At 47.3% G+C, this 24491-nt stretch carries 22 protein-coding genes and 1 pseudogene; 17 read left to right on the forward strand and 6 right to left on the reverse strand.

Annotated elements, in window-relative coordinates; all coding sequences use genetic code 11:
* Positions 1-5: 5 nt before the first annotated feature.
* The 3 genes from lipA to C7R56_RS01495 form a co-directional block, all read right to left on the reverse strand.
* On the reverse strand, positions 6-863 hold the full coding sequence (gene lipA / locus C7R56_RS01485) for a lipoyl synthase (RefSeq protein ID WP_234402543.1): 858 nt from the start codon (positions 861-863) through the stop codon (positions 6-8).
* Between the two features lie 18 nt (positions 864-881).
* Positions 882-1121: a lipoyl domain-containing protein gene (locus C7R56_RS01490; RefSeq protein ID WP_107994863.1), complete on the reverse strand. Its 240-nt coding sequence runs from the start codon at positions 1119-1121 to the stop codon at positions 882-884.
* 397 nt (positions 1122-1518) lie between these two features.
* Positions 1519-2046 (reverse strand): acyl-CoA thioesterase, encoded by a 528-nt coding sequence (locus tag C7R56_RS01495; RefSeq protein ID WP_107994864.1) that lies wholly within the window; start codon positions 2044-2046, stop codon positions 1519-1521.
* Between the two features lie 219 nt (positions 2047-2265).
* Between C7R56_RS01495 and C7R56_RS01500 the strand changes: the two genes are divergently transcribed.
* The 11 genes from C7R56_RS01500 to C7R56_RS01550 all read left to right on the forward strand — a co-directional run bounded on the left by C7R56_RS01500 (position 2266) and on the right by C7R56_RS01550 (position 13075).
* On the forward strand, positions 2266-3600 hold the full coding sequence (locus C7R56_RS01500; protein ID WP_159072123.1) for a ferredoxin reductase family protein: 1335 nt from the start codon (positions 2266-2268) through the stop codon (positions 3598-3600).
* Between the two features lie 155 nt (positions 3601-3755).
* The gene (locus C7R56_RS01505; protein ID WP_107995073.1) at positions 3756-3992 is read left to right on the forward strand and encodes a cytochrome b5 domain-containing protein; all 237 of its coding nucleotides are present in this window, start codon (positions 3756-3758) and stop codon (positions 3990-3992) included.
* A gap of 372 nt (positions 3993-4364) precedes the next feature.
* Positions 4365-6128, forward strand: coding sequence for a glycoside hydrolase family 3 protein (locus C7R56_RS01510; RefSeq protein ID WP_107994866.1), 1764 nt, complete (start codon positions 4365-4367; stop codon positions 6126-6128).
* A 220-nt stretch (positions 6129-6348) separates the two neighbouring features.
* Complete coding sequence (locus C7R56_RS01515; protein ID WP_107994867.1) at positions 6349-6843, forward strand: Lrp/AsnC family transcriptional regulator; 495 nt, start codon at positions 6349-6351, stop codon at positions 6841-6843.
* Positions 6840-8021 (forward strand): aminotransferase class I/II-fold pyridoxal phosphate-dependent enzyme, encoded by a 1182-nt coding sequence (locus C7R56_RS01520; protein ID WP_107994868.1) that lies wholly within the window; start codon positions 6840-6842, stop codon positions 8019-8021. The genes C7R56_RS01515 and C7R56_RS01520 overlap by 4 nt, the downstream gene beginning before the upstream one ends.
* A 251-nt stretch (positions 8022-8272) precedes the next feature.
* Entirely contained in the window at positions 8273-8587 is a 315-nt protein-coding gene (locus C7R56_RS01525; RefSeq protein ID WP_086626845.1) for a rhodanese-like domain-containing protein, read from the forward strand.
* The gene (locus C7R56_RS01530) at positions 8587-10239 is read left to right on the forward strand and encodes an FAD-dependent oxidoreductase (protein WP_107995074.1); all 1653 of its coding nucleotides are present in this window, start codon (positions 8587-8589) and stop codon (positions 10237-10239) included. The genes C7R56_RS01525 and C7R56_RS01530 overlap by 1 nt, the downstream gene beginning before the upstream one ends.
* 1 nt (position 10240) lies before the next feature.
* Positions 10241-10537 carry a rhodanese-like domain-containing protein gene (locus C7R56_RS01535; protein ID WP_107994869.1) on the forward strand — a complete coding sequence of 99 codons (297 nt, stop codon included), beginning with the start codon at positions 10241-10243 and terminating at the stop codon, positions 10535-10537.
* On the forward strand, positions 10534-10797 hold the full coding sequence (locus tag C7R56_RS01540) for a metal-sensitive transcriptional regulator (protein ID WP_084253961.1): 264 nt from the start codon (positions 10534-10536) through the stop codon (positions 10795-10797). The genes C7R56_RS01535 and C7R56_RS01540 overlap by 4 nt, the downstream gene beginning before the upstream one ends.
* Positions 10798-11309: 512 nt before the next feature.
* Positions 11310-12224: an ABC transporter ATP-binding protein gene (locus C7R56_RS01545; RefSeq protein WP_107994870.1), complete on the forward strand. Its 915-nt coding sequence runs from the start codon at positions 11310-11312 to the stop codon at positions 12222-12224.
* Positions 12221-13075, forward strand: coding sequence for an ABC transporter permease (locus C7R56_RS01550; protein ID WP_107994871.1), 855 nt, complete (start codon positions 12221-12223; stop codon positions 13073-13075). Before C7R56_RS01545 ends, C7R56_RS01550 begins: the two co-directional genes overlap by 4 nt.
* A 47-nt stretch (positions 13076-13122) precedes the next feature.
* On the opposite strand, the gene C7R56_RS01555 is transcribed toward C7R56_RS01550, so the two are convergent.
* Positions 13123-14124 (reverse strand): nucleoid-associated protein, encoded by a 1002-nt coding sequence (locus C7R56_RS01555; protein ID WP_107994872.1) that lies wholly within the window; start codon positions 14122-14124, stop codon positions 13123-13125.
* Positions 14125-14268: 144 nt separating this feature from the next.
* Here C7R56_RS01555 and C7R56_RS01560 point away from each other — a divergent pair, with 144 nt between their 5' ends.
* Both C7R56_RS01560 and pyk read left to right on the forward strand, forming a co-directional pair.
* Positions 14269-15198 carry a DMT family transporter gene (locus C7R56_RS01560; protein ID WP_107994873.1) on the forward strand — a complete coding sequence of 310 codons (930 nt, stop codon included), beginning with the start codon at positions 14269-14271 and terminating at the stop codon, positions 15196-15198.
* A gap of 145 nt (positions 15199-15343) precedes the next feature.
* Positions 15344-16765, forward strand: a pseudogene (gene pyk, locus C7R56_RS01565) (pyruvate kinase); the annotation flags it as partial.
* Between the two features lie 104 nt (positions 16766-16869).
* Here pyk and argH read toward each other — a convergent pair.
* Positions 16870-18261 (reverse strand): argininosuccinate lyase, encoded by a 1392-nt coding sequence (argH, locus tag C7R56_RS01570; protein ID WP_107994875.1) that lies wholly within the window; start codon positions 18259-18261, stop codon positions 16870-16872.
* Positions 18262-18880: 619 nt separating this feature from the next.
* Between argH and C7R56_RS01575 the strand changes: the two genes are divergently transcribed.
* Together C7R56_RS01575 and C7R56_RS01580 are read left to right on the forward strand one after the other, a co-directional pair.
* The gene (locus C7R56_RS01575) at positions 18881-19630 is read left to right on the forward strand and encodes a gamma-glutamyl-gamma-aminobutyrate hydrolase family protein (RefSeq protein WP_086987268.1); all 750 of its coding nucleotides are present in this window, start codon (positions 18881-18883) and stop codon (positions 19628-19630) included.
* 145 nt (positions 19631-19775) lie between these two features.
* Positions 19776-20324 carry a CDP-alcohol phosphatidyltransferase family protein gene (locus tag C7R56_RS01580; protein ID WP_107994876.1) on the forward strand — a complete coding sequence of 183 codons (549 nt, stop codon included), beginning with the start codon at positions 19776-19778 and terminating at the stop codon, positions 20322-20324.
* Positions 20325-20363: 39 nt separating this feature from the next.
* Here C7R56_RS01580 and C7R56_RS01585 read toward each other — a convergent pair whose 3' ends face one another.
* A complete protein-coding gene (locus C7R56_RS01585) occupies positions 20364-21533 on the reverse strand; it encodes a pyridoxal phosphate-dependent aminotransferase (RefSeq protein ID WP_107994877.1) in 1170 nt (389 codons plus the stop codon).
* Between the two features lie 287 nt (positions 21534-21820).
* On the opposite strand from C7R56_RS01585, the gene C7R56_RS01590 reads away from it, so the two are divergent.
* Positions 21821-22465: a hypothetical protein gene (locus C7R56_RS01590; protein ID WP_107994878.1), complete on the forward strand. Its 645-nt coding sequence runs from the start codon at positions 21821-21823 to the stop codon at positions 22463-22465.
* Between the two features lie 312 nt (positions 22466-22777).
* Positions 22778-24475, forward strand: a complete 1698-nt coding sequence (ilvD, locus tag C7R56_RS01595) for a dihydroxy-acid dehydratase (RefSeq protein ID WP_107995075.1) — start codon at positions 22778-22780, stop codon at positions 24473-24475.
* Positions 24476-24491 lie beyond the last annotated feature (16 nt).

The following is a 24491-nucleotide window of genomic DNA, read 5'->3' on the forward strand; positions in this document are numbered from 1 at the left end:
CCTCCTTATTGGTTATGAGTGGATTCGACAGCGGCACGGGCACGGTAAGAGCTTCGCACAAGCGGTGAACTAGCTACATATTTGAATTTTTTCGCCATACCTGTCCGTTGGTATTCAGCAAAAGTTTCCACGGAAACATATTCATGCAACGGATAATGTTTCGGCGAAGGCTGTGAGTATTGGCCGATTGTCAAAAAGTCCACATCGACTGCACGTAAATCATCCATCAATTCATTGATTTCGCTGGCTGTTTCTCCTAAACCAAGCATAATGCCTGTTTTCGTCAAAATGCTGGAATCTTGTTTTTTGACATATTCCAGTACGTCCAGCGAACAATCATAAGTGGCGCGGTGACGGATTTTTGGTGAAATGCGGCGCACGCTTTCCATATTATGGTTAAACACATCTGGTTTTGCCGCAATGACTTTATCGATCGCCAACCGGTCTCCTTGGAAGTCGGGTGTCAGCACTTCGATCATTGTGTGTGGATTCTGTTTGCGGACTTCTTCGATGACTTCAGCAAAGTGACCAGCTCCGTAATCCGGTAAATCATCGCGGTCGACGCTTGTGATCACGACATATTCCAAGCCCATTTTTTTTACTGCTTGAGCCAGTTGCTGAGGCTCTTTTGCATTGACAGGGCTTGGTCTGCCATGGGTAACGTCGCAAAAACGACAACTGCGCGTACATATGCGCCCCAAAATCATAAAGGTTGCTGTGCCGCTGCTGTAGCATTCACCCATGTTCGGACAACTGGCTTCATTGCACACAGTATTTAATTCGAGTTCATCCATTAATTGCGTTACTTTTTCAACAGCTTCTTGGTTATAGCGCACTTTGAACCATTGTGGTTTGGTTTCCAAAATCATTCCTCCTGAAGTTTAGCGAATGTCGATAATAGCGATAGCTTCACCGGTTTTGACAGCATCATTTTCCTTGACCAAAGTTTCTGCAAGCACGCCGTTAAAGTTACTCTCGACTTCGCTGACGACCTTATCCGTTTCAACCTCGAATAATACTTCGCCAGCTTCGATTATATCTCCAATATTTTTCGTCCAGATTCCAAAAATGACTTCATCACTTTTCGGGTTAATTTTCGGCATCGTTACTGTTTGTTGCATGAAATTCCCTCCATTTTTTCAGAATACACAGTTAAAAATTTAGATTGGTACAGTTTGCGTTTCATTTTAAATCATTGCATCCGGGTTAAAAAAAAGATATATTTTAACCACTTTATCATTTTAACGGTTCGATCAGCATAATTCAAGGGGATATGGTGAAGAATGGAAATATGCTGAATAACCTCCCGCCTTCGCCATTATGCTAATGGGAGGACGGGAGGTATTCATTTTATTCGTGCTTTGGATCGGCGGCAAAAGGCATGTCAGGATGTTTGCACCGGAATTTTATCCGGTAAGGAAACGTTTGGTTTTCTTACCGGATGAAAACGGTACAAATTTTGGGTAAATAATACAGATATTCAATCTGTTTGCTGAGGGTATCCAGTGGTGGAATAGTTCAGCGATCCCAAATTTGCTTGGTGGAAAGACCGGAAAGCAGCCAGCTATTCTGGTTGCGTTTGATCAGATTGTTGACCCTGCGCTCCTCGTAGCCGGAACAGATCATCTTTTCTTCTTCGGATTCAGGCAGAATCAGCGGCATCGCAAAGTCCGGATCCGAGCTGTCGGTGATGACGAAAGTCAGGAAGGCATAGGCGCAGATGCGGCTTTCGCCGGTGCGGACGTCGGTGGCGGTCAGTTTGGCGAAGGCCTCCACGGATGTGTTCCCGCTCCCGGAAACATACGCCTCCACATAGATGGCCTCATTTTTCCGGACGGGCTGGATGAAGGCGACCAAATCGACAGTAGCGGTGAAGGAAGGCCGCTTGACGAAATTGAACACCGCCCTTCCGCAAGCTGAGTCGAAGTGCGACATGATTTCGCCGCCGAACAGGGTATCTTTATCGTTCAATTCGCTGTAGGATACGAACGCGGTGCGCACGTTACGCGTCTGGTTGCATGTCATTTCTTTTTTGGTATGGTCCATATCATCATTCCTTATTTTGGATTATTTTTTTCATTGTATCATAGCTTTTGGCCGCAATAGTGTCTTCCTGCTTCTTTTGCGCTTTGTCGGTCGAGGGTTCTGGTTTGTGTCCGCTTACATTACGTTATAAAATGGACACAAGAGATGCATGGCCTACCCAAAGGAAAATGTTGCTTGCATCTGTCATTCGAAACCAGCAGAAGAAAAGAGGTCTCAGTAATGAACAGAAAACTGATGCGCATACTGATTGTTGCCGCATATATCCTTCTCCCTGTACTTATCGCTGCAGTCGCACTTAGGAACAGGAGCTTTCTTTCCGCAGGCCCGCCATTTCTGGGGATTGTTTCCTATACTTGGCTTTTGACGGGAGTCATCATCGCATCCCGTCCGAGGGTCATCGAACAATACTTCAGCTTAGACAAGCTGAATCGATTCCATGCCATCATGGCCGTCATCGCCTTGTCGATCGGAGTCACGCATAAATTATGGGTGACGCTTCTCTGGGGCTGGGTATACCGCTTTTCGACCATCTTCGGGGACTTGGCAATCATCTTCTTTTTGACCATCGCCGTCCTTTCTGCTCTCATCATGACGAACTGGTTCGGACGAAAAAAAATCGTCAAAACGGCCAAAACAACCCTCAAAAAATATCCCATCGCCAACTACGAGAAAATGAAATTCGTACATAATTTCAACATAGTCGCTGCCACTTTTTTGGCTATCCATGTCTTGACCATGACCGTGATTGTGCAGGGTGATTACCTTGCCGCCGCCATTCTCGGAGGCTATTTTGCTTTGGCGTTTGGCCTGTACGTCAACCACAAATTTCTCAAACCCGCAAGACTCAAGAAAAACCTGTTCACCGTCACCGTCACAAAACCGGAAAAGGGCAATGTCCTGGAAGTACATTTGAAGCCTGACAATGGCGAACTATTCCCGTACCAAGCCGGACAGTTTGTCTTTCTGCGCCTCTATGACGCACAGTATTCATCGGAAGAGCATCCGTTCTCGCTGATCAGTGCCCCTCAGGATCGGGATGAAGTCGCATTGGCCATCAAGGATTCAGGGGATTACACCCATCGGTTCCAAACGCTGCAGCCGGGAGTCAAAGCGTCGCTTGAAGGCCCTCATGGCGGTATGTGGCATGTTCAGGAAGGTATGCACGATAAAACGGTGAGCATGGTCATGTTTGCAGGAGGCATCGGGATCACACCGATGCTTGGTATATTGGAAAACAGTGCGCGCCTACAATTTCCGAACAGAACAGTATTGATCTGGAGCCTGAAAAATCAGGATGAATACGGGTTTACCGATAAGCTGCAAGCATTGAAGAACACCCTCCCTGATTTCCGTTTGGTGCCATTCTTTGCTAATGAGAGCGGCTTTCTCGATGAAGGGAAAATTGATAAGATTCTCAAGGATCAAGAAATACGATTTGAGGCTGCAGAATATCTTTTGTGCGGTCCGCCGCCATTCATGAATGCAGTCGAAGCAGTTTTGCTTAAAAAAGGAGTTTCCAAAGACCGCATCCATTATGAAACATTTGGTTTATGATTAAGGAGGAACCGAAGATGTCGAAAATAAAATTGAGCATGATGCTGCAAGCAAGCATAGTCGTCTTGTTATTGGTCGCGTGTGCGCCTGCCACTGTCGAAGATAGTGCAACAACGAGTTCCGAAGTCGTCTCGGTCAGCAGTTCAGCTGAAGAAATGCGGACCTTCACGCTTGAAGAACTCAGCCAATACAACGGCAAGGATGGCCAGCCAGCGTATGTTGCTGTCGATGGCGTAGTCTACGACGTCACAAACGTGGAAGCATGGAAAGATGGAGAACATAAATTGGGGTTAACTGCAGGCAATGAACTGACGGAAGAAATCACCAACCAGTCGCCTCACGGCCTAAAGGTCCTTGAAGATCTGCCTATAGTCGGCGAACTTGTTGAATGATTTTTTGAGAATAAAAGAGAAAGTGGAGCCTTCCGTATGGAGAGCTCCTTTTTCTGGTTTATGGGATACTGTGACAAAAAAATGACAAACAGATCAGGCTTTCTTTTTGTTCGTAGGGATTTTCCAAAGTATTTACCGATCGATTGAAATGGCTTCACAGCGCGGTTTTTGATGCAGGGAAGTTCTTGGCATCAACTGTTTTTGTCCAATGGTTCAATTTTGAACAGAATCCGAACCTTTTGAAAACAGGGTGAAAGTGCCTTCATTTTTTTAGATAAAATGCCTATACTTGTTCTTGTAGGAAAGGCGGTGCTGACGCCAACCCGCTGCAGCATCGATCTGTTCCAGAACTATTTTGAGAGGGGTCAAATCATGAGAGTCGACTTAACAAGCAAACCTTATAAACTGGATGCCGAGGGAATCAAGTGGGTCAAAGATACAATCGCAGACATGACGATCGAAGAAAAAATCGGTCAACTGTTCATCAATATGGGTTCAGAACGCACGGAGGAATATTTGACTGGCGTATTGAATAACTATCACATCGGCGGAGTCCGTTACAATCCAGGCTTGGCGGAAGAAGTATATGAGCAAAATAAAATTCTGCAGGAAAACAGCAAAATTCCTTTGTTAATCGCTGCCAACACGGAAGCGGGCGGTAACGGCGCTTGTAAAGACGGCACCTATGTAGGCGTTGAAGTGAAAATTGCTGCTACAAACGATACGAAGTACGCATACGAAATGGGCCGCGTTTCCGGTGTGGAAGCTGCTGCTATCGGCTGCAACTGGAGTTTCGCCCCTATCGTGGACATCAACCGCAACTGGCGTAACCCAATCATCGCAACCCGTACATGGAGCGGCGATGTGGATAAGACTATTGCATTATCGTTGGCATACATGAAGGGAATCCAGGAAAGCGGCATCGCGCCAGCGGCAAAACATTTCCCTGGTGACGGAATCGATGAGCGCGACCAACATTTATCTTTCAGTGTAAACCCATTTTCGACAGAAGAATGGGACGCTACTTTCGGTAAAGTGTACGGCACTTTGTTCGATGCTGGCTTGCCGTCCATCATGGCAGGACACATCTCCTTGCCTGAATACGTGAAACACTTCAACCCGGCTGCTACCGTTCAGGAACAGATTATGCCGGCTACTTTGAACAAATACATCCTGACTGATCTGTTGCGCGACAAGATGGGCTTCAATGGTTTAGTAGTAACAGACGCTAGCCACATGGTTGCGATGACTTCTGCTATGAAACGTCAAGATATGCTGCCGACAGCTATCGCTGCAGGTTCTGACTTGTTCTTGTTCTTCAACGATCCGGACGAAGATTTCCAATGGATGTTGGATGGCTACAACAACGGCGTCATCACGGATGAGCGTTTGGAAGAAGCTCTGATGCGTATCTTGGGTACAAAAGCTGCTTTAGGCCTGCACAAAAAAGCGAAAACAGAAATCTTGCCATCCAAAGAAGAAGCGATGGCTAAAATCGGCTTGCCGGAAAACAAAGCAATCGCAGTTGAGGTTGCCGACAAGGCAATCACTTTGGTCAAAAACAACCAAAATATCTTCCCGATTTCACCAGAAAAGACAAAACGTGTCCTATTGGTCAACGTTGAAGGCCACAAAGGCGGCTTCGGCGCAATGATCGGCGGCGAAGCGGTTCGCCCTGTCGATACGTTGAAAGGGATCCTGGAAGCTGAAGGTTTTGAAGTTTCCATATGGGAATCCACGGAAGAGCGGATCAACAAATTGCCGGAAGAAGAAAGAGGCGCTGCCGTTGCGAACGTATACGCTCAAAAACGTCCGATCAAAGAATTGATCGCAGCCTACGACCTGATCATCAACGTAGCTTCGGTACAACCGAATACGGATCAACGCATCCAATGGCCAGCTTCAAAAGGGACACCGGACATTCCTTTCTATGTCCATGAAATTCCAACAATCTTTATTTCTGTACAGGCACCGAACCACTTGGCTGACGTGCCGCAAGTACAAACGTACATCAATACATACGATAGCAAGGACTTCACTTTGCAAGCCCTTGTCAACAAAATGGTAGGCCGTTCCGAATTCACTGGCGTTTCTCCAGTAGATGCATTCTGCGGATTCCTGGATACGCGTTATTAATCGATAAGAAAAAACTTCACAAGTCCGCGCTCCGCGATCCTGTGGAGTTTTTTTGTGGTTTATCCAGTGTTGATGCGCCATCTTGCCAGCCGTCATTCCCGAAAACATATTTGCAAGTGCCTGTTAGTGGTGATAAAATGAAAGAAATTTCATTTATAAAATAAATGAATATTAGAGCCTGAGAATGGCCCGAATGCGTATAGCCAGAGGAGGCAAAACGATGAAAAACGAATTGAAGGAAAAAATCCTGAAGATTATCGAAAAGAACAACAAACTGACTGATGAAGAAGTTGCGGTGATGTTAGGCGTGGCCACAGAAGCAGTGGCGATTGCGGTGAAAGAACTGGAAGCGGACAAAATCATCTGCGGCTACCATACCTTGATCAATTGGGACAAGACCGGCGATGACGAAGTTTCTGCCATCATCGAGCTGCGCGTAAATCCGCAAAGAGGGTCCGGATTCGACCGTATCGCGGAAAAAGTATACCAATTCCCGGAAGTGGAAACTGTTTTCCTGATGTCCGGCGGTTTTGATTTCATGGTGCAACTGAAGAAAGCTCCGATGAAGGAAATTGCTTTGTTTGTTGCGAAACGCCTTTCTGTGATCGATGAAGTACAATCAACCACTACTCATTTCGTATTGAAACGTTATAAAGACCACGGCACGTTGTTCGTGGATGAGGGTGACGACAAACGGATGGTGCTGACTCCATGAGAAATCCGATAAATGCTAAGGTGCGCGAAATCAAACCTTCCGGCATCCGGAGATTTTTTGATATTGCGAATGAGATACCCGGAGTGATTTCGTTGGGGGTAGGCGAGCCCGACTTTGACACCCCTTGGATTGTGCGTGACGAAGGCATGTATACCCTCCAAAAAGGACGTACGTTCTACACTGCTAATGCCGGTTTGGCCGAACTGCGCCAGGAAATCTGCTTATATTTGGAACGTCGCTACAATCTGCACTATTCCCCCGAGGATGAAACTGTCGTTACGGTGGGCGGAAGTGAAGCCATTGATTTGGCGCTGCGGGCCATGCTGGATCCGGGCGATGAGGTCGTCTACGCGGAGCCATGCTATGTTTCCTATCTTCCATGCATCGTATTGGCTGACGGGGTTCCCGTAGCTATCCCGTTGCAGGAGAAGAACCAATTCCGTTTGACGAAAGAAGAGCTGGAAGCAGCGATCACTCCCAAAACAAAAGTACTGATTCTTTCTTATCCCAACAATCCGACTGGGGCCGTTATGTCCAAAGAGGACCTGGAAGCGATCGCTGAAGTCATCATCGCAAACGATCTATTCGTCATCACTGATGAGATCTATAGTGAACTTTCCTACAATGGAAATCACTTCAGCATTGCCGCTTTGCCGGGAATGAAGGAACGGACCGTGTACATCAATGGCTTCTCGAAAGGATACGCGATGACCGGTTGGCGTCTGGGCTACGCAACTGCTCCGCCGATCATTATGGAACAGATGATCAAAATCCATCAATTCGCCATCATGGCCGCACCGACGACAAGTCAGTACGCCGGCATTGTTGCGTTGCGGAATTGTGATGACAATGTAGCCGAGATGCGTGAAAGTTACAATCAACGTCGCCGTTATCTAATGAAAGTCCTAAAAGATTTGGAATTGCCTTGTTTTGTACCTTATGGCGCCTTTTATATCTTCCCGAACATAACCGAATTCGGCTTGACTTCGGAAGAATTCGCCACCCGGTTGGTTCAGGAGGAGAAAGTGGCTGTTGTGCCAGGCACAGCCTTCGGAGAGAGCGGAGAGGGATTCATCCGTATTTCCTACGCTTATTCAATCGAAGAGCTGAAAGAAGCCTTCGAACACATAAAAAGCTTTATCGGACGCCTACGTGCAGAGAATAAAAGCAATCAATAAGAAGAAAGACTGCAGAGTTGCGTTCCTACGCAAATTTTGCGGTCTTTTTTATCTTTATCATGCGGGAAAGAAGCGTATAATTCGGGAGGGATGCTTGTGCGTTTATTTTCTAAAGCATCAGAAGAATGGCTATGTATCAAGATTTTTGAACATTTTAAAAATTTTTGAATAAAAATGGTTTACAAAATATACCCTATGGGGTATTATAAGTCCATAAGCGATTGATACTACTTACGAAAAAGGAGCCAAGTATGCTATTTAATTTATTCAACAGTATGCCTTCCGTATCCACTAAGGAATTGGAAGCCAAATTAACCGAAAAACCACAAATAATCGATGTCCGTGAACCGAACGAATTCATCGCAGGACATATTCCTGGCGCAAAAAATGTTCCGTTGCGAAAAGCGGAGACATATACCCCTAAGGGTAAAGTTTATGTGATCTGCCAATCAGGCGGACGCAGCAAACGGGCGGCGACCATCTTAAAATCCAAAGGCTACGATGTAGTCAATGTAAAAGGCGGCATGTCCGCATGGTCAGGACCGACAAGAGGAGGAAAACTATGATGAAAATTGTTATTATCGGTGGAGTGGCAGGCGGTATGTCCGCTGCAACACGTTTGAGAAGATTGAATGAAGATGCAGAAATCATCGTATTGGAAAAAGGACCTTTCGTTTCCTTTGCGAACTGTGGCTTGCCTTACTATGTTTCAGGCGATATCCAAGAACGCAGTGATCTCTTGGTCCAAACCCCTGAGCAATTGCGCGCACGTTTTGACTTGGATGTCCGTCCTTTCAGCGAAGCGATCGCAATCGATCCGGATAAAAAAGAAGTGACAGTCCGTTCTAAAGAGGGCGAATACCAACTGGCTTACGATAAAGTCATTTTATCCCCAGGTGCGAAACCATTCGTACCGCCGGCTGAAGGCCTTTCCGAAGCCAAAAATATCTTCACAATGCGCAATGTACCGGATGTGGATGCTGTCACAGGCTTCATCCTTGAGCACAAACCGAAAAAAGCGGTCGTCATCGGAGCAGGATTCATCGGTCTTGAAATGGCTGAGAGCTTAGCGCACCGCGGTTTGGCTGTAACGATCGTCGAAAAAGCACCGCATGTCTTGCCTCCATTTGATGAAGAAATGGCTGCCTACTTGGCGGATGAATTGAAAGCGAACGGCGTGACGCTGTATACAGGCGTTGCGGCTACTGCTTTCCAAAATGAAGGCAAAACAATCATCTTGGAAAACGGCGTGGAACTCGAAAGCGACTTGACAATCATGTCAGTCGGCGTCCAACCTGAGAACAGCCTAGCGATCGCTGCGGGTATCGAAACAGGCATGCGCGGCGGTATTCTGGTCGATGAAAACTATGAGACAAGCAAAAAAGACATCTACGCAGTAGGTGACGCAATCATCGTGAAACAACAAATCACTGGTGAAGATACGATGATCGCTTTGGCTTCGCCAGCGAACCGTCAAGGACGTCAAGTAGCTGATGTCATCAGCGGCTTGAACAGAAAAAATAAAGGCAGCATCGGAACCGCAATTGTGCGTGTATTCGGTCTGGCCGGCGGTTCAACAGGTTTGAACGAGCGCCAATTGCAGCTGTCAGGAAAAGAGTATGCAGTCGTGCATATCCAAGGAAAGAACCATGCCGGCTACTATCCGAATGCGTCAGCGATCGTCCTGAAATTGGTTTTCCATCCGAAAACCGGTGAAATTTACGGAGCGCAAGCTATCGGGGCGGATGGCGTAGACAAACGGATCGACATCATCGCTACAGCAATCAAAGGCAATTTGACAGTCCATGATTTGCCGGAATTGGAATTCACTTACGCGCCGCCGTTCGGTTCAGCCAAAGATCCAGTCAATATGGCGGGCTACGCAGCCATGAACATCATCGAAGGCGTTTCTGAATCCATCCAATGGTATGAATTGGAAAAGATGCAGGAAGCTGGCTATCAACTGTTGGACGTCCGCGGTGAGGGCGAAATCGCAAGACTAGGAGCCTTGAAGGGCGCCATCAACATCCCAGTCGATGATTTACGCGCACGTATCGGAGAATTATCGAAGGAAACACCGATCATCGTCAGCTGCCAAAGCGGCTTGCGTAGCTATATAGCAGAACGTGTATTGAAACAAAATGGATTTACAGTCAAAAATTTAGATGGTGCATTCAGCTTATATGCAACCGTCAGACCAGAAAAGGTGGTAAAATAATATGTATCAATCAATTACAATGCCGGAATTCGAACAATTATGGAAAAAAACTCCTGTCAAACTAGTGGACGTACGTGAAGATGATGAATTTGCACATGCACACGTTGACGGTGCCATCTCTATGCCTTTGAGCGGTTTAGAAGACACTGTGGATCAACTGGATAAGGATGAAAATTACTATGTTATGTGCCTGAGCGGTGCTCGCTCAACTGCAGCTTGCCAATATCTTGCTTCAAAGGGCTACAAAGTAACGAACGTAATGGGAGGCATTTCGGCCTGGAGGGGTGAAGTTGTGTGAACCAATACAACAAAAATATAATCAACCGCATTAAGCGTGCGGAAGGACAAATGCGTGGCATCCTTGCCATGATGGAAGACGGAAAGAACTGTTCCGACGTCGTGACGCAATTATCCGCAGTCCGATCCAGCATCGACCGCGCAATGGGGATCATCGTTGCGGAAAATCTGGTCGCCTGCGTGAACGACCAGGAAAAAGACAACATTTCGAAAGAAGAAAGCGTCCAACAAGCAATCAATCTGTTGGTTAAGAGCAGATAGAGCGAGATGATTCGCATTTAGACACCCATACGTTGGAGGAACCTGCTGCCGTTCATCGTTTTTGTGGACGACAGCAGGTTGCGAAACGGCAGTGGTGTCTGCGAATCAGAACGCGTTTGCTGAGAGCGTAACAAATGTAAGCAGGGGCTGTCTCGAAAAGAGATGGTCTCTGCTTTTTTGTTGTCCGCTATAAATATGTTGGCAGCTGCCGCTGACCGGAGGAGGGCAGCTGGAGTGATCATCAGCTCCGGCGAGGATCCGCCCGCCGGAGTACGCCGGTAACGTTCATCCCCACCTCCTGCCAAGCTTCCCTCATCGGAGGACAGAATCAGAATGTTGGCCGACCTCCGGCGAAGCCTCCGTTCGCCGGAGCACACATAATAAAAAAACGAATGCCAAACTCCGGCACACAATTATTTTGTACACACACGCCATTCTGATACACTGAACATGAAGAAGTTATTACATATTCTGGAATAGCAATGCTTCGCTATCAGAGAGGGTGTTTTCAGTTGGAAAAAATCATAGAAGTCAAAGGCTTATCAAAGCGTTTCGGGGATGTGCAGGCGGTCAATAACATCGATTTCCATGTGAATACCGGCCAGCTTTTTGCATTTTTGGGGCCGAACGGAGCGGGAAAGTCAACAACAATCGATATCATCTGCACGCTGCTGCAGGCGGACAGTGGAGAAGTCATGATAAATGGTTTCACTTTAGGAAAGGATGATTTTGCGATCCGTTCCAATATAGGCGTCGTCTTCCAAACGAACTTGTTGGACAAACTGCTGACCGTCAAGGAAAATCTTGAGGTGAGAGGGAGTTTTTACGGATTGTCCAAAGCTGATTGGGAGCCGGCATTCCTCAGAGCGACTCAGGCTGCCGGGGTAACCGAATTTTTGGACAGGCCCTATGGAAAGTTGTCCGGGGGGCAGAAGCGGCGAGCCGATATCGCGCGGGCGTTGATCAACACGCCAAAGATCCTCTTTTTGGATGAGCCGACAACGGGCTTGGATCCCCAAACCCGCAAGAATGTTTGGGATACAATCCGGCAACTTCAAGCTGAACACGGGATGACGATTTTTCTGACGACGCATTACATGGAGGAGGCAGCCAACGCTGATTATGTCATGATCATTGATGAAGGAGAAATCATCGCAGAAGGAACCCCTGATGCGCTAAGGGAAAAGTACAGCTCTGACGTATTGAAGATGCGGACCGAAACAGTTTCCGAAGTGATCCGCATTTTGGATGCTCAACAGGCACAGTATGAGCTGCAGCAAGATCTCTTCCGTGTGAAATTAGGTAAAACAATGGATGCACTACCCATTCTGGAACAATGCAAACCATACCTGACATACTTTGAGGTGGTGGCGGGTTCCATGGACGATGCCTTTATTGCGATCACAGGAAAGCAGGTGCAGGAATGATACCGATCATTGGCCGCAACATCAAAATATTTTTCAGGGATAAGGCGAATGTCTTCTTCTCCTTGTTGGCAGTGCTGATCATCATCGGACTCTATGTCTTTTTCTTGGGTAAAAATTTAACGAGCTCTCTGGGGGATACAGTAGGCGCGCAGTATGTCATGGACAGCTGGATCATGTCCGGTGTCATCTCGGTTTCCGGAGTGACGACAACGATGGGGGCATTCGCAGTCATGATCGATGACCGGGCCAATAAAATATTGAAGGACTTCACGGTCTCGCCGATCCGTTCGAGCAGATTGGCGGCAGGATACATCCTGAGTTCGGTGGTTGTTGGGTTCATCATGAGTATCGTTACGTTCGTATTGGCCGAAGCTTATATCTTCCTGAACGGTGGGGAATTGCTGGCTCCGCTTGCCATGCTGAAGATGATCGGCTTGATCCTACTCACCGTGTTGACAAGCAGTGCAATGGTCTATTTCCTGACTTCCTTCTTCCAAAGCCAAAACGCTTTCGCGACCGCCAGCACGATCCTAGGCACAATCATCGGATTCCTTGCCGGTGTCTATGTGCCGATCGGACAGTTCTCGGACAGTGTGCAGACGATCATCAAACTGTTCCCGATGACCTATTCGGCTTCCTTGATGAGGCAAGTGATGATGGAGGATCCTTTGGAAATCTCGTTCGAAGGGGTTCCGGCTGAAGGTTTGGATGCCTTTAATCTGATGATGGGGCATACCATCCGCTTCGGGGAAACTACTGTGACGCCATTCACCAGCATCCTCATCCTAATCGGCACCGCGCTGTTGCTCTACGGCCTGTCCATCCTGAACATCTCCAGAAAAGCGAAATAAGCAAAGAACCGATGGCGCTCAATGCGAGGCCATCGGTTCTTTGGTGTTTAGAACAGATTTTTGATTTTTTCAATATTTTTGATGATAACGGATGTTGTGCCGTCGGGATTGTTGATGAATTCCACGACATCCGGATCTTTGTAAAGCTCCAGCGGGATGCTGATTTCGATACCGTTATCGAGCCGGAATTTTTGTTTGGAATATTTCGGTCCGGCGATTGCCGCTTCCGCTGGGGAGCGATCGACATAGCCCAATTCCTCGACCTGTTCGAAATATTTCTGTTTTTTGGCGAAATTATCGCCGAACAAGGCTTCAGCTATTTTTTCGTTATCGATGAGGTTGTCTTCCTGCATGCTCGTGACGATGGCTTCCTTCGTTTCTGCCAATACCTGGAATTCTTCATCGTTGAAGGCTTTGCTTGTTTTTTGGACCGCCTTTTTGATGATCGAGATGTTCTCCTTCAGGCTCGGCTTTGGCGTGTCCTCGAGGAACATTTCCGTGAAGTAGTTCACCTTTTCGCCCAGTTCCGCGATTATGTGTTTTTTCTCGATGACATGGTATACCATCTGCTCCAGGTTCACCACAAGGCCTTCCTGGATTGCTTGCCGTTGCGAAGGCAGAATGGCACGGTTCAGGATGATTTGGTTGGTCAAAACGTCCCCTTCATACGAAACAAAGTGCGTATAGCTGTCTGAGTAATTCAATTTGAATACCCCAAGGCAAGGCACTTCGTCCAATTCAAAATGCGCGATCAGCAGATCAGCGGGCGGGATTTCGGGATTCAATTTGGTTACGTTGAAGAATTTTTCCGACAAGGCTTTCGTGCCTTCGACGAAATCACTTTGGCAATTCTTGAACAGGGCAGTCATCGGATTGTCCTCTTCCAAAATCCCGTCCTTCATGCTGTCGGAATCTTCGACCTTTGCGACCATCGCTTCGATGTATTCGATCATCATGCGTTCTGATGTATCCAATCCGGCATAGGAAAAAATCGGTTCATTCGTGTTGATGTCCAAAATGTGTAAAATAGCTTCTTTAATGCGTATCAAGTTTGTCGACCTCCGTTTTTCTTCACGTATATCAGTATCCCACAAAATCGCCTTTCGGACAAAGCAAAAATATCAGCTTTCTATTTGTCCAACCATCACATATAATGATGTTATTTGAAATAATTAAAGTAATGGAGGGATGAAATGTCTCAATATAAATCCGGCGTGCTGTTCACCGTCGTAGGGGCTCTGCTGTGGGGGATTTCGGGAACCAGCGGGCAGTTTTTGCTGCAGCAGCGCGGGTTGACCTCCGGCTGGCTGGTTGCTGTCAGGATGCTGATGGCCGGCCTCATCTTGTTGGTGCTGTGCTACAAAAAAGAAAAGAGCGCCATCTTTCGGGTCTGGAAAGAGAAGCGGGACTGCAGGGATTTGTTCCTGTTCGCGGCTTTGGGCCTGTCCTTTTGCCAATACACGTATTTTGCGACCATCAGCCATTCGAATGCGGGAACGGCTACAGTCCTGCAATTTTTGGCTCCGGTCCTGATTATGATTTACCTTTCTGTCAAGAACAGAAAATTACCGAGGTCAGCTGAATTAACAGCCATCATTTTTGCCGTCGCCGGTATTTTCCTGTTGGCCACACATGGCCGGTTTGACAGTCTGGCCATATCGCAGGAAGCATTGATGTACGGGCTCTTGTCGGCTGTGTCCGTTGTCATCTACAATCTGCAGCCTGCCCGACTGATCAAAACCTATGGGACGCTGCTCGCCTTGGGATGGGGGATGCTGATCGGGGGCGTTCTGCTTTCGGTCTTGTACCAGCCTTGGCGGATCGTCGGAACCTGGGATTTTGCAGCATTTGCTGCATTGCTGGTCATCATTCTGTTTGGGACGGTCATTTCCTTCAGTCTCTATTTGGAAGGCGTGCATCGCATCGGCGCAACAGTCGGAAGCCTGTTGTCATCGGCCGAACCGCTTTCTGCAACGTTCCTTTCCGTTTTTTGGCTCGGGACCAGTCTTCATTGGACGGATCTGCTCGGTATTGCTTTGATCCTGTCGACTGTATTCTTGTTGACGCTGAAATCAAAAACCTTAAAATCAAGCGATGCTATCCAAATCGAACCGAATATTTGAATTTTTCAAGAACGTGGCGCCGAAAAGCAACACGTTTTTGTCTTTTGACAGCGTCATAATTTCTAAACCAGAGCATTTGTTCTATAATGAAGACAGGTAAATGTCAGGTTATGAGGATGGTCAAATCAGAAATGAGGGGCTAATAGTGAAAAAAACGAAGATAGTCTGCACAATCGGACCAGCCAGCGATTCCGTCGATGTGCTGGTAAGGATGATGAACAGCGGCATGAATGTGGCGCGGCTGAATTTTTCGCACGGCGCACATGATACGCATATGGTCAGTCTGAATAATGTCAGGGAAGCTGCACGCTTGGCGAACAAAAACATAGGCATCATGATGGATATCCAAGGACAAAAAATCCGGACAAATAAAATGACTGATGACGCAGTTACGTTGGTTTCCGGGGAGTCGGTAATCATCAGTATGGAACCCGTACTAGGAACAAAAGAAAAATTCTCTGTCACCTATCCGGAGCTGATCAATGATGTGACGATTGGCATGCATATTTTAATCGATGACGGATTATTGGTTCTGGAAGTTACGGATATCAATTATGAATCCAAAGAAATCATAGCCATAGTCCAAGTGGACGGCATCCTGAAGAATTCAAAAGGCATTAATGTGCCTGAAGCCAAGTTCAGTATGCCGGGTCTGACGGAAAAGGATGCTGCGGATATCCGCTTCGGTGTCCAGCAGGGAGTGGACTTCATTGCCGCCAGCTTTGTCCGCAGGGCCAGTGATATCCTGGAGATTATCGAAATCCTTGAAGAAATGGACGCGACGCACACGCAAATAATCGCCAAAATCGAAAACCAGGAAGGCGTCCAGAACGCCGAAGAAATACTCAAAGTGTGCAGCGGCTTGATGGTGGCGCGCGGCGATTTGGGTGTGGAAATAAACGGTGCCGATGTGCCGATCGTCCAAAAAGATCTGATCCGGAAATGCAATTTGGCCGGCAAACAAGTCATCACCGCCACGCAGATGTTGGACTCCATGCAATGGAACCCACGGCCGACAAGGGCAGAAGCGAGCGACGTCGCGAATGCTATATTTGATGGAACAGATGCAGTCATGCTTTCGGGCGAATCGGCTGTCGGCCAGTACCCAGTCGAAACCGTAGCGATGATGGCGCGGATTGCGGAAAGGACGGAAGAAGCTTTGGAGGCAAATGGCGGTAACCTGTCCACATTGGCCTTGTTCGATAAGGCATCCGTTACCGAAGCAATCAGCCAGGCTGCTGCACGCACGGTCATGAACTTGGGTATCAAAACGATTGTAGCGGCAACCAGTTCCGGGCACACGGCCCGCATGATTTCCAAATACCGGCCGAAATCGAACATTTTGGCGGCAACCTACAGTGAAAGGGTTCAGAGAGGGCTGACGCTTGTCTGGGGAGTTCAGTCTTTCGTCATCGAAGAGCCTGAAAATGTTGATGATATGCTTAGCAAGGTAACCGCATTGGCGAAGGAAAAGGGATTTGCTCAACCTGGAGACGCCATTGTCATCACTGCCGGGACACCGATTAAAGAAAGCGGCACAACCAATCTGATGAAGATCGAACGCATCCCCGAGTGAATGCACTGAACTGAGCAGAACGTTTTTTGAAGGGACTAAAAAATGCGGGACCACCAAAAACTGGTGGTCCCGCATTTTTATGTTATTTTTGGTGATCAGGAAATAATCTGGTAGTCTTCCAATTTTGTTTTGACCGACTCGATGTGCTCTTTCACGCGTTCCGGTGCCGGTCCGCCGGCTACATTTCTGCGGATGACGCATTCTTTCAGGTCAACCTTCTTGTAGATTGTTTCGTCAAAAGCGTCCGAGTGTTTTTTGTACATCTCCAACGGGAAGTTTTCCAGCGTCAGGTTCTGTTCCTCGCACTCCTTCAGGATATTTCCGGTGATCTGGTAAGCGTCACGGAAAGGGATGCCTTTTTCGACAAGGAAGTCGGCACAGTCGGTGGCGTTCAGATAACCTTTTTGCGAAGCCTTCAGCATGGCTGATTCAATCACGTCCATATCGTTCAGCATTGCAGGCAGGATCTCCAGACAGAATGTGACCGTGTCGATCGCTTCGAACAGCAATTCCTTCTCTTCCTGCATATCTTTGTTGTAGGCAAGCGGCAAGCCTTTCATCAAAGTCAATACGCCAATCAAATCGCCGAAGACGCGGCCGGATTTACCGCGCAGCAATTCCGCGATGTCCGGATTTTTCTTCTGCGGCATGATGCTGGATCCGGAAGAGAATGTATCCCGGATTTTCACAAAGCCAAATTCTTGCGATGACCAGAGGATGACTTCTTCAGCCAGACGGGAAATGTGGACCATGATAATCGACATATCCGCCAACATTTCCATGGAATGGTCGCGATCGGATACGCCATCCAGACTGTTCCGGGAAAAATCCTTGAAGCCGAGTGCCTCAGCAGTGAAGGCGCGGTCCAAAGGAAGAGTGGTAGTCGCAAGCGCGGCGCTGCCCAGCGGCAAATAATGCAGCACCCGTTCTTGGGCATCATCCAGACGGGATTTGTCCCTCAAGAACATCTCCGTGTAAGCCATCAGATGATGGGCAAAAGTGATGGGTTGTGCACGTTGCAGATGCGTGTAACCAGGCATAATCGTTTCCAGATGCTGTTCGGCTTTTTCGCTCAAGGCGAGGGCAACATTGGCGGTAAGGCTGGAAAGATGCTCCAAGGCAGAAACGGAATACAACTTCAAAGCAGTCGCTACTTGATCATTGCGGCTTCTTCCCGTGTGGACTTTCTTGCCGATAGCGCCAAGACGACGCGTCAATTCCGCTTCCAGGAAACTGTGGATATCTTCCTCCGAAAAATCGATGGTGAGATCGCCATCCTGCAGCTCATCATTCATTTTGCCCAGTTCATTGACGAGGGCATCCGCTTCTTCGCGGGGAATGATTTCGGTTTTGCCCAACATTTTTGCATGAGCGATACTTCCGGCGATATCCGCATAGACCAGACGGGCATCAGCATCGATGGATGAATTGAATTCAAATGCCTTTTCATTCATGGAACCGTGATAATTATTTGACCAAATTGCCATAATTTCCTCCTTGGCAGGGTGTTTGTCTTGCAGTGGATGACCACACTCGACGCCCTGGCTCTTTACGATAGTATTTTATTACGCTTCATTATTGATTGCTGCTTTTTTCTTTTTGCTTCTGTCAATTGTACAATTGTTTCGAATGCGAGTTCAATCCCTTTTTGCAATTGCGTATAATCTGTCCGTTTTTAATACTACTCTTTCTCCCAAAAAATATGCCGATGCAACCATTCTCATTCTTTTTTAATTTTATTTTCTATATTGAATCCTAGAGCAAAAGTGTTCAAAAAGCAAGAAAAATCAAGGATATTCATGGAAAATAGAGAATAAAAATGAGATGCTGCAATGAGAAACGCCACAACTCGTCATTGACAGAGGCATGACAGCACGTTACAATAGCATTAATTTATTTTTAAATGTGAATTTGGTGAAAAAGTTTATCGAATAGCAATAATAGGGGTGGAGGAATGAGAATGATGGACAGCTGCCTGGACATGTATATGTGTTGCGGTAAAGTTAAGCTTGTGCATCGTGCGCTCGTTTGGACAGCCTTTTTGGGAAGTGTCTGCAGATCATGACCGCACTTCATTAGAAAAAAATGTGACGGGAGGAATAAGGGATGAAACCGATTATAGGAATTGGAGGCAACCATTTGAGCGCTGAACTCGGCAATCAGATGGAAAAAACCTACACACCGCAAGGCTTTATCGATGGTGTACAAGTAGCAGGAGGGATTCCGCTCGTGATTCCCATCAGCGATCCCATGGATGCAGAGCATTACATCAATGCTGTGGACGGATTGATTTTGGCAGGCGGGCAGGACGTATCCCCCATCCTTTATGATGAGGAGCCGACTCATCGCTTGGGTGTCACGCATCCGGCGAGGGACGCTTTCGAAATCGCTTTAGCGAGAGAGGCTTACAATCAGTGCAAACCGATTTTTGCGGTATGCCGTGGGATGCAGCTAATCAATGTCGCTTTTGGCGGCAGCCTGCATCAGGATATCAGCCAGCTGGAAGAGTATGATGTCCAACATGACCAAAAAACGAACATCCAGTATGCTTCCCATTCGATTGCGATTGCACCGAATAATTTCTTACGTTCCTTTTTAGGGGAGAAACATCTTGTCAATTCTTTCCATCACCAAGGCGTCAAGGAATTGGCGGAGCCATTTGAGGCAATCGCGTGGAGCTCAGACGGGTTGATCGAAGCCTTCCAAGCAAAAGAAAGAAGCCAAAACATCTTCGCGGTGCAGTGGCATCCGGAATTCATGCTGGCCTCTTCCCAGAAGATGCAATATTTCTTCGATGAGATTGTCTTCCTGGCGGGGACAGGCATCCATTATCAAGACAACGTCATGCATTATTGAAAATCGTTCAGAAATCTGCTGCCATCCGGCTGCTTGGTTTCTGAATTTTTTTGCGCGTGTGACTCTGCTAAAAATAGCTAAAGGATGCGGTATAGATTAAAATATATATAAGAAGAACGCCAATGGTAGCTGGGAGGCCAAATTTATGAAACGTGTACCGAACATCCTGACGCTGATACGCCTATTTTTGATCCCTTTTTATTTGATGGTCTTCTATTCCGATGTGGCGCACCCGGTCCGTTGGGCGATGATCATTTTTCTGGTCGCCAGTCTTACCGACATCATCGATGGCTATATCGCCAGGAAATATGATGCCATCACGAAATTCGGGCAGGTGGCTGATCCGTTTGCGGATAAAGTGATGCAGATTTCTGTTCTGTACACCTTGATGGACATCGGGTATATAGAAAACTGGTTTTTCCTGATCGTATTGATAAAAGACAGCCTGCAGATACTGCTGGGCGTGGCTTTGCTGAATGTCGAGCCGAAGATCATCGTGCCGGCGAATGTATTCGGAAAAGCGACGACTGTCCTGCTTTTTGTCACGATCCTGCTTTCCTTGTTCCGTCTGCCTGGGTTGATCTACCTGCAGCTGTTCGTCGGGGGATTGGCTGTCATCACCTTCTCCCAATATGCCTACCATGTCTGGCAAGCATGGAAAAAAAATAAGTCAGCCAAAATTGATAACCAATGATCCAAAAAAAACGACGAGGAGACTCGTCGTTTTTTTGTTCTATAAATGCGGATAAGCTTTTATGATATAGGCTTTGATGCGGTCAACGGCTTCCTGCAGGACTTCTTCCGATTCGGCGAACGGAATCCTCAAGTAGCCTTCGCCCATTTTCCCGAAAGCGGAGCCCGGTGTCAGCGCCACATGGGTTTCCGTTAAGATTTCCATCGCAAAATCATAGGAGGACTTGCCGAATGACTTGATGTTCGGGAAGGCATAGAAGGCACCTTCCGTACTCAGACAATGGAAGCCCGGGATTTGGTTCAAGCCATCGACGATAATGTGGCGGCGACGGTCATATTGTTCCAGAAAATAACGGACATCATCCTGCGGTCCTGTGATTGCAGCGATTGCGGCTTCCTGGATGAATGGAGGGACACAGAATCCGATACCTTCCCTGAACTCAGCCATCCGATCGATGGCCTCCGTATTGCCGACGACATAACCGATCCGCCAGCCCGTCATCGCGTAAGTTTTGGATAAGCTGTTCACGACGAAATGATTTTCCTTGGCCCCAGGTATCTGGAACAGGCTGAAATGTTTCTTCCCATCGTAAATGAGGCTTTCATAGACCTCATCAGACAGAATCGCAATCTGATGGCGATCGGCCAATGCCACGATGGCTTCCATATCGCACTGATCAAGGATCGAACCCATCGGATTATTCGGCGTATTCAGAATGATCAGGCGTGTTTTGTCGGTCAGGACCTGTGCGATGTCGGAAGCCTGCATCTTGAATGAATTTGCTTCGTAGACGGGCACAGGGACAACTTTGGCTCCCAAAAGCATGATCTGGCCGAGATAATTCGGATAGCTCGGGTCGGCTATGACCACCTCGTCGCCTGGATTGAGGATCGCCATCATCACGTGCAGAATGGCTTCCGTTCCGCCAAAAGTTGCCATGACTTCATTCGGATCGAAGGGGATGCCGATCTGGTCCGTATATTTATTCGCTACGGCTTGTTGGAAAGCGAACTCACCGACATTGGGACCGTAGTGCGTATGATTGGCGGCGATGGCGTCCTGCGCGGCTTTTTTTATGCTTTCCGGTGTTTCGAAATTCGGTTCGCCCATCGTCAGCATCAGCGTGTCATCAAATTGGGCCGCCAACTTCGCCATCTTTCGGATGCTGGATGCCGGATAGTTTTTGGATAGTTCAGACCAATGGTACATGTGTGTGTGCTCCTTTTAATCAACTTTTCTTCTATTTTTCTACTATCTTATCAGATATTCTTCGACTATCCTAGTATCGGGAGCGGGGAGACGAATGAAACAAAAAAGAAGGTAAAGATAATTTTCTGAAAAGTTGCATTCAGCTTAAATGTTTTTGGTATAATGAAAGGATGGGTACAAAAACAGAACGACTTTTCATTTGCTGCAACGGGATGGCCTATTTTAAGAGTAAACTCAAGAATAGGTGTGGAAGGCGGATTTTGTAATAACAAATTAGGAGCATCAGGATGTCAGATCAGAAGATTTATTTATTATTGACGGATACAGGATCGCTATTGACTCGGATCATCAAACTGTTCACGAGAAAAAAATATAACCATGTGTCCTTGGCGTTTGATGCAGAACTGGCGGATACCTTCAGTTTCGGCCGCAAAACAGCCAATAACCCTTTTATCGGTGGGTTCATACAAGAAGATGTGACATCCGATTTCTATAGCCGGGCAAAATGCGCGGTTTATGAGTTGACCGTGTCAGAGGAACAGGCGGCTGTGATGAGAGCCTATGTTTCTTCATTCGAGAAGGACAAAGAACAATACCATTATAATCTGCTGGGACTATTGCCGGCTCTATTCAATATGGAATGGAACAGAGAAAATTATTATTTTTGTTCCCATTTTATTTCGACTGTATTAGTGGAGGGGGACGTGCTGCAAGCCAACAAACCCGTGGCACTGATGAGGCCGACAGATGTTTTGGAAGCATTGCCGTTTGTGCCCTTGTATGAAGGAATCCTTTGTCATTTCAATGAGCTGTCCCTGCGTGAGGGCGAGCATGGTTTGGCGTACGCAACGGAAATGATCATCGATTCCATCGATGCGGATAGTGCGGATCTCTGCTTTCCGGAAAACTTTTCGCCTGTTCCTGTCCTTTAGTCGTAAGGATGCATGGAGACAGTTGATTGGATTATGAAAGAAAAATAAAAGCATTGACTTATTTCTAATTTAGATTTAATATTTAAAGAAAGATAATGAAAGGAGTTGCAGTATGATGAGAAAAATGAACGCACACAGTACGCCAACTTGCCATGCTGTAAACACATTATTAGTCATTATTATGCCCTAGGATTCAAACTATTCAATTAGTTGAGTCCTATTCTTAGTGAATCAGGGCTCGACGTAAGCTGGAGCCCTATGTCACATGAGGGCTTCTTTTTTATAAATACAATGGAAAAAGGGGAGACAGCAATGCGTAGTGATAAAATCAAAAAGGGAATAGATAAAGCGCCACATCGTTCCTTGTTGCGAGCGACCGGACAAATCAGGGAAGAAGGGGACATGGACAAACCGTTCATAGCTGTCTGCAATTCCTATACAGATATCGTGCCTGGTCACGTGCATTTGAGAGAATTAGGCGATATCGCCAAAGAAGCGATCCGTGAAGCCGGCGGGATTCCTTTTGAGTTCAACACTATCGGTGTCGATGACGGGATCGCGATGGGACACATCGGGATGCGTTACTCATTGCCATCACGCGAAATCATTGCCGATGCCGCTGAAACGGTCATCAACGCACACTGGTTCGACGGTGTCTTCTACATCCCGAACTGCGATAAAATTACACCGGGTATGCTGTTGGCTGCTGTCCGCACCAACGTTCCGGCGATTTTCTGTTCGGGCGGCCCGATGAAGGCTGGACTTTCCGCTACTGGACAGGCTCTGACATTGTCATCCATGTTCGAAGCGGTCGGCACTTTCAAAGATGGCAAAATGACCGAGGAAGAATTCTTCGATATGGAAGCCAACGCTTGCCCAACATGCGGCTCTTGTGCAGGGATGTTCACCGCAAACTCGATGAACTGTTTGATGGAAGTATTGGGATTGGCATTGCCATACAACGGTACTGCTTTGGCAGTCAGCGACGAGAGAAGAGAACTGATCCGCGAAGCGGCCTTCAAATTGATGGACTTGGTCAAAAAAGACATCAAACCGCTTGACATCATCACTGCTGATGCAATCGATGATGCCTTCGCCTTGGATATGGCGATGGGCGGCTCGACGAATACGGTGCTGCATACATTGGCTTTGGCGAAAGAAGCCGGAATCGACTATGACATGAACCGCATCAACGAGATTGCGGAAACAACGCCGTACCTGTCAAAAATCGCACCATCATCTGTTTACTCCATGCATGACGTGCATGAGGCGGGCGGTGTGCCGGCGATCATGAATGAGTTGATCAAACACGGCAACCTGCATCCGGACCGTATCACTGTCACCAGCAAGACAATCCGTGAAAATGTCGCAGATCACGAAATCAAGAATGAAGCAGTCATCCATAAATACGAAAATGCCTATTCTCCGGTCGGAGGCTTGTCCATCCTGAACGGGAATATCGCTCCTTTCGGCGGTGTTATCAAAGTAGGCGGCGTGGATGCCGACATCAAAAAATTCGTCGGAAAAGCGATCTGCTTCAGCAGCCATGATGAAGCGGTGGAAGCAATCGATAACCGCACAGTCAAAAAAGGCCATGTTGTCGTCATCCGCTATGAAGGCCCTAAAGGCGGACCCGGAATGCCGGAAATGCTGGCGCCAACATCTTCCATCGTGGGACGCGGCTTAGGCCGTGACGTTGCCCTGATCACGGACGGCCGTTTCTCCGGTGCCACTCGCGGTATCGCAATCGGACACATCTCTCCTGAAGCAGCTTCAGGCGGCCCAATCGGCTTGATTGAAGACGGCGATGAGATCGTCATCGATCTTGAGCACCGTACGATCAACGTAAGCGTCGCTGATGAAGTGCTGGAAGAAAGAAAGAAAAAACAGACGCGCTTTGTGTCGAAAGTGAAGACAGGCTGGTTGGCACGTTACGCCGCTTTGGTTACATCAGCCAATACCGGCGGCGTTCTGAAGACACCCGAAGAATTCTTTGCAGAACACGAATAAAAAAAAAATCCCAACC

Source organism: Trichococcus paludicola, assembly GCF_003052295.1.
Lineage (GTDB): Bacteria > Bacillota > Bacilli > Lactobacillales > Aerococcaceae > Trichococcus > Trichococcus paludicola.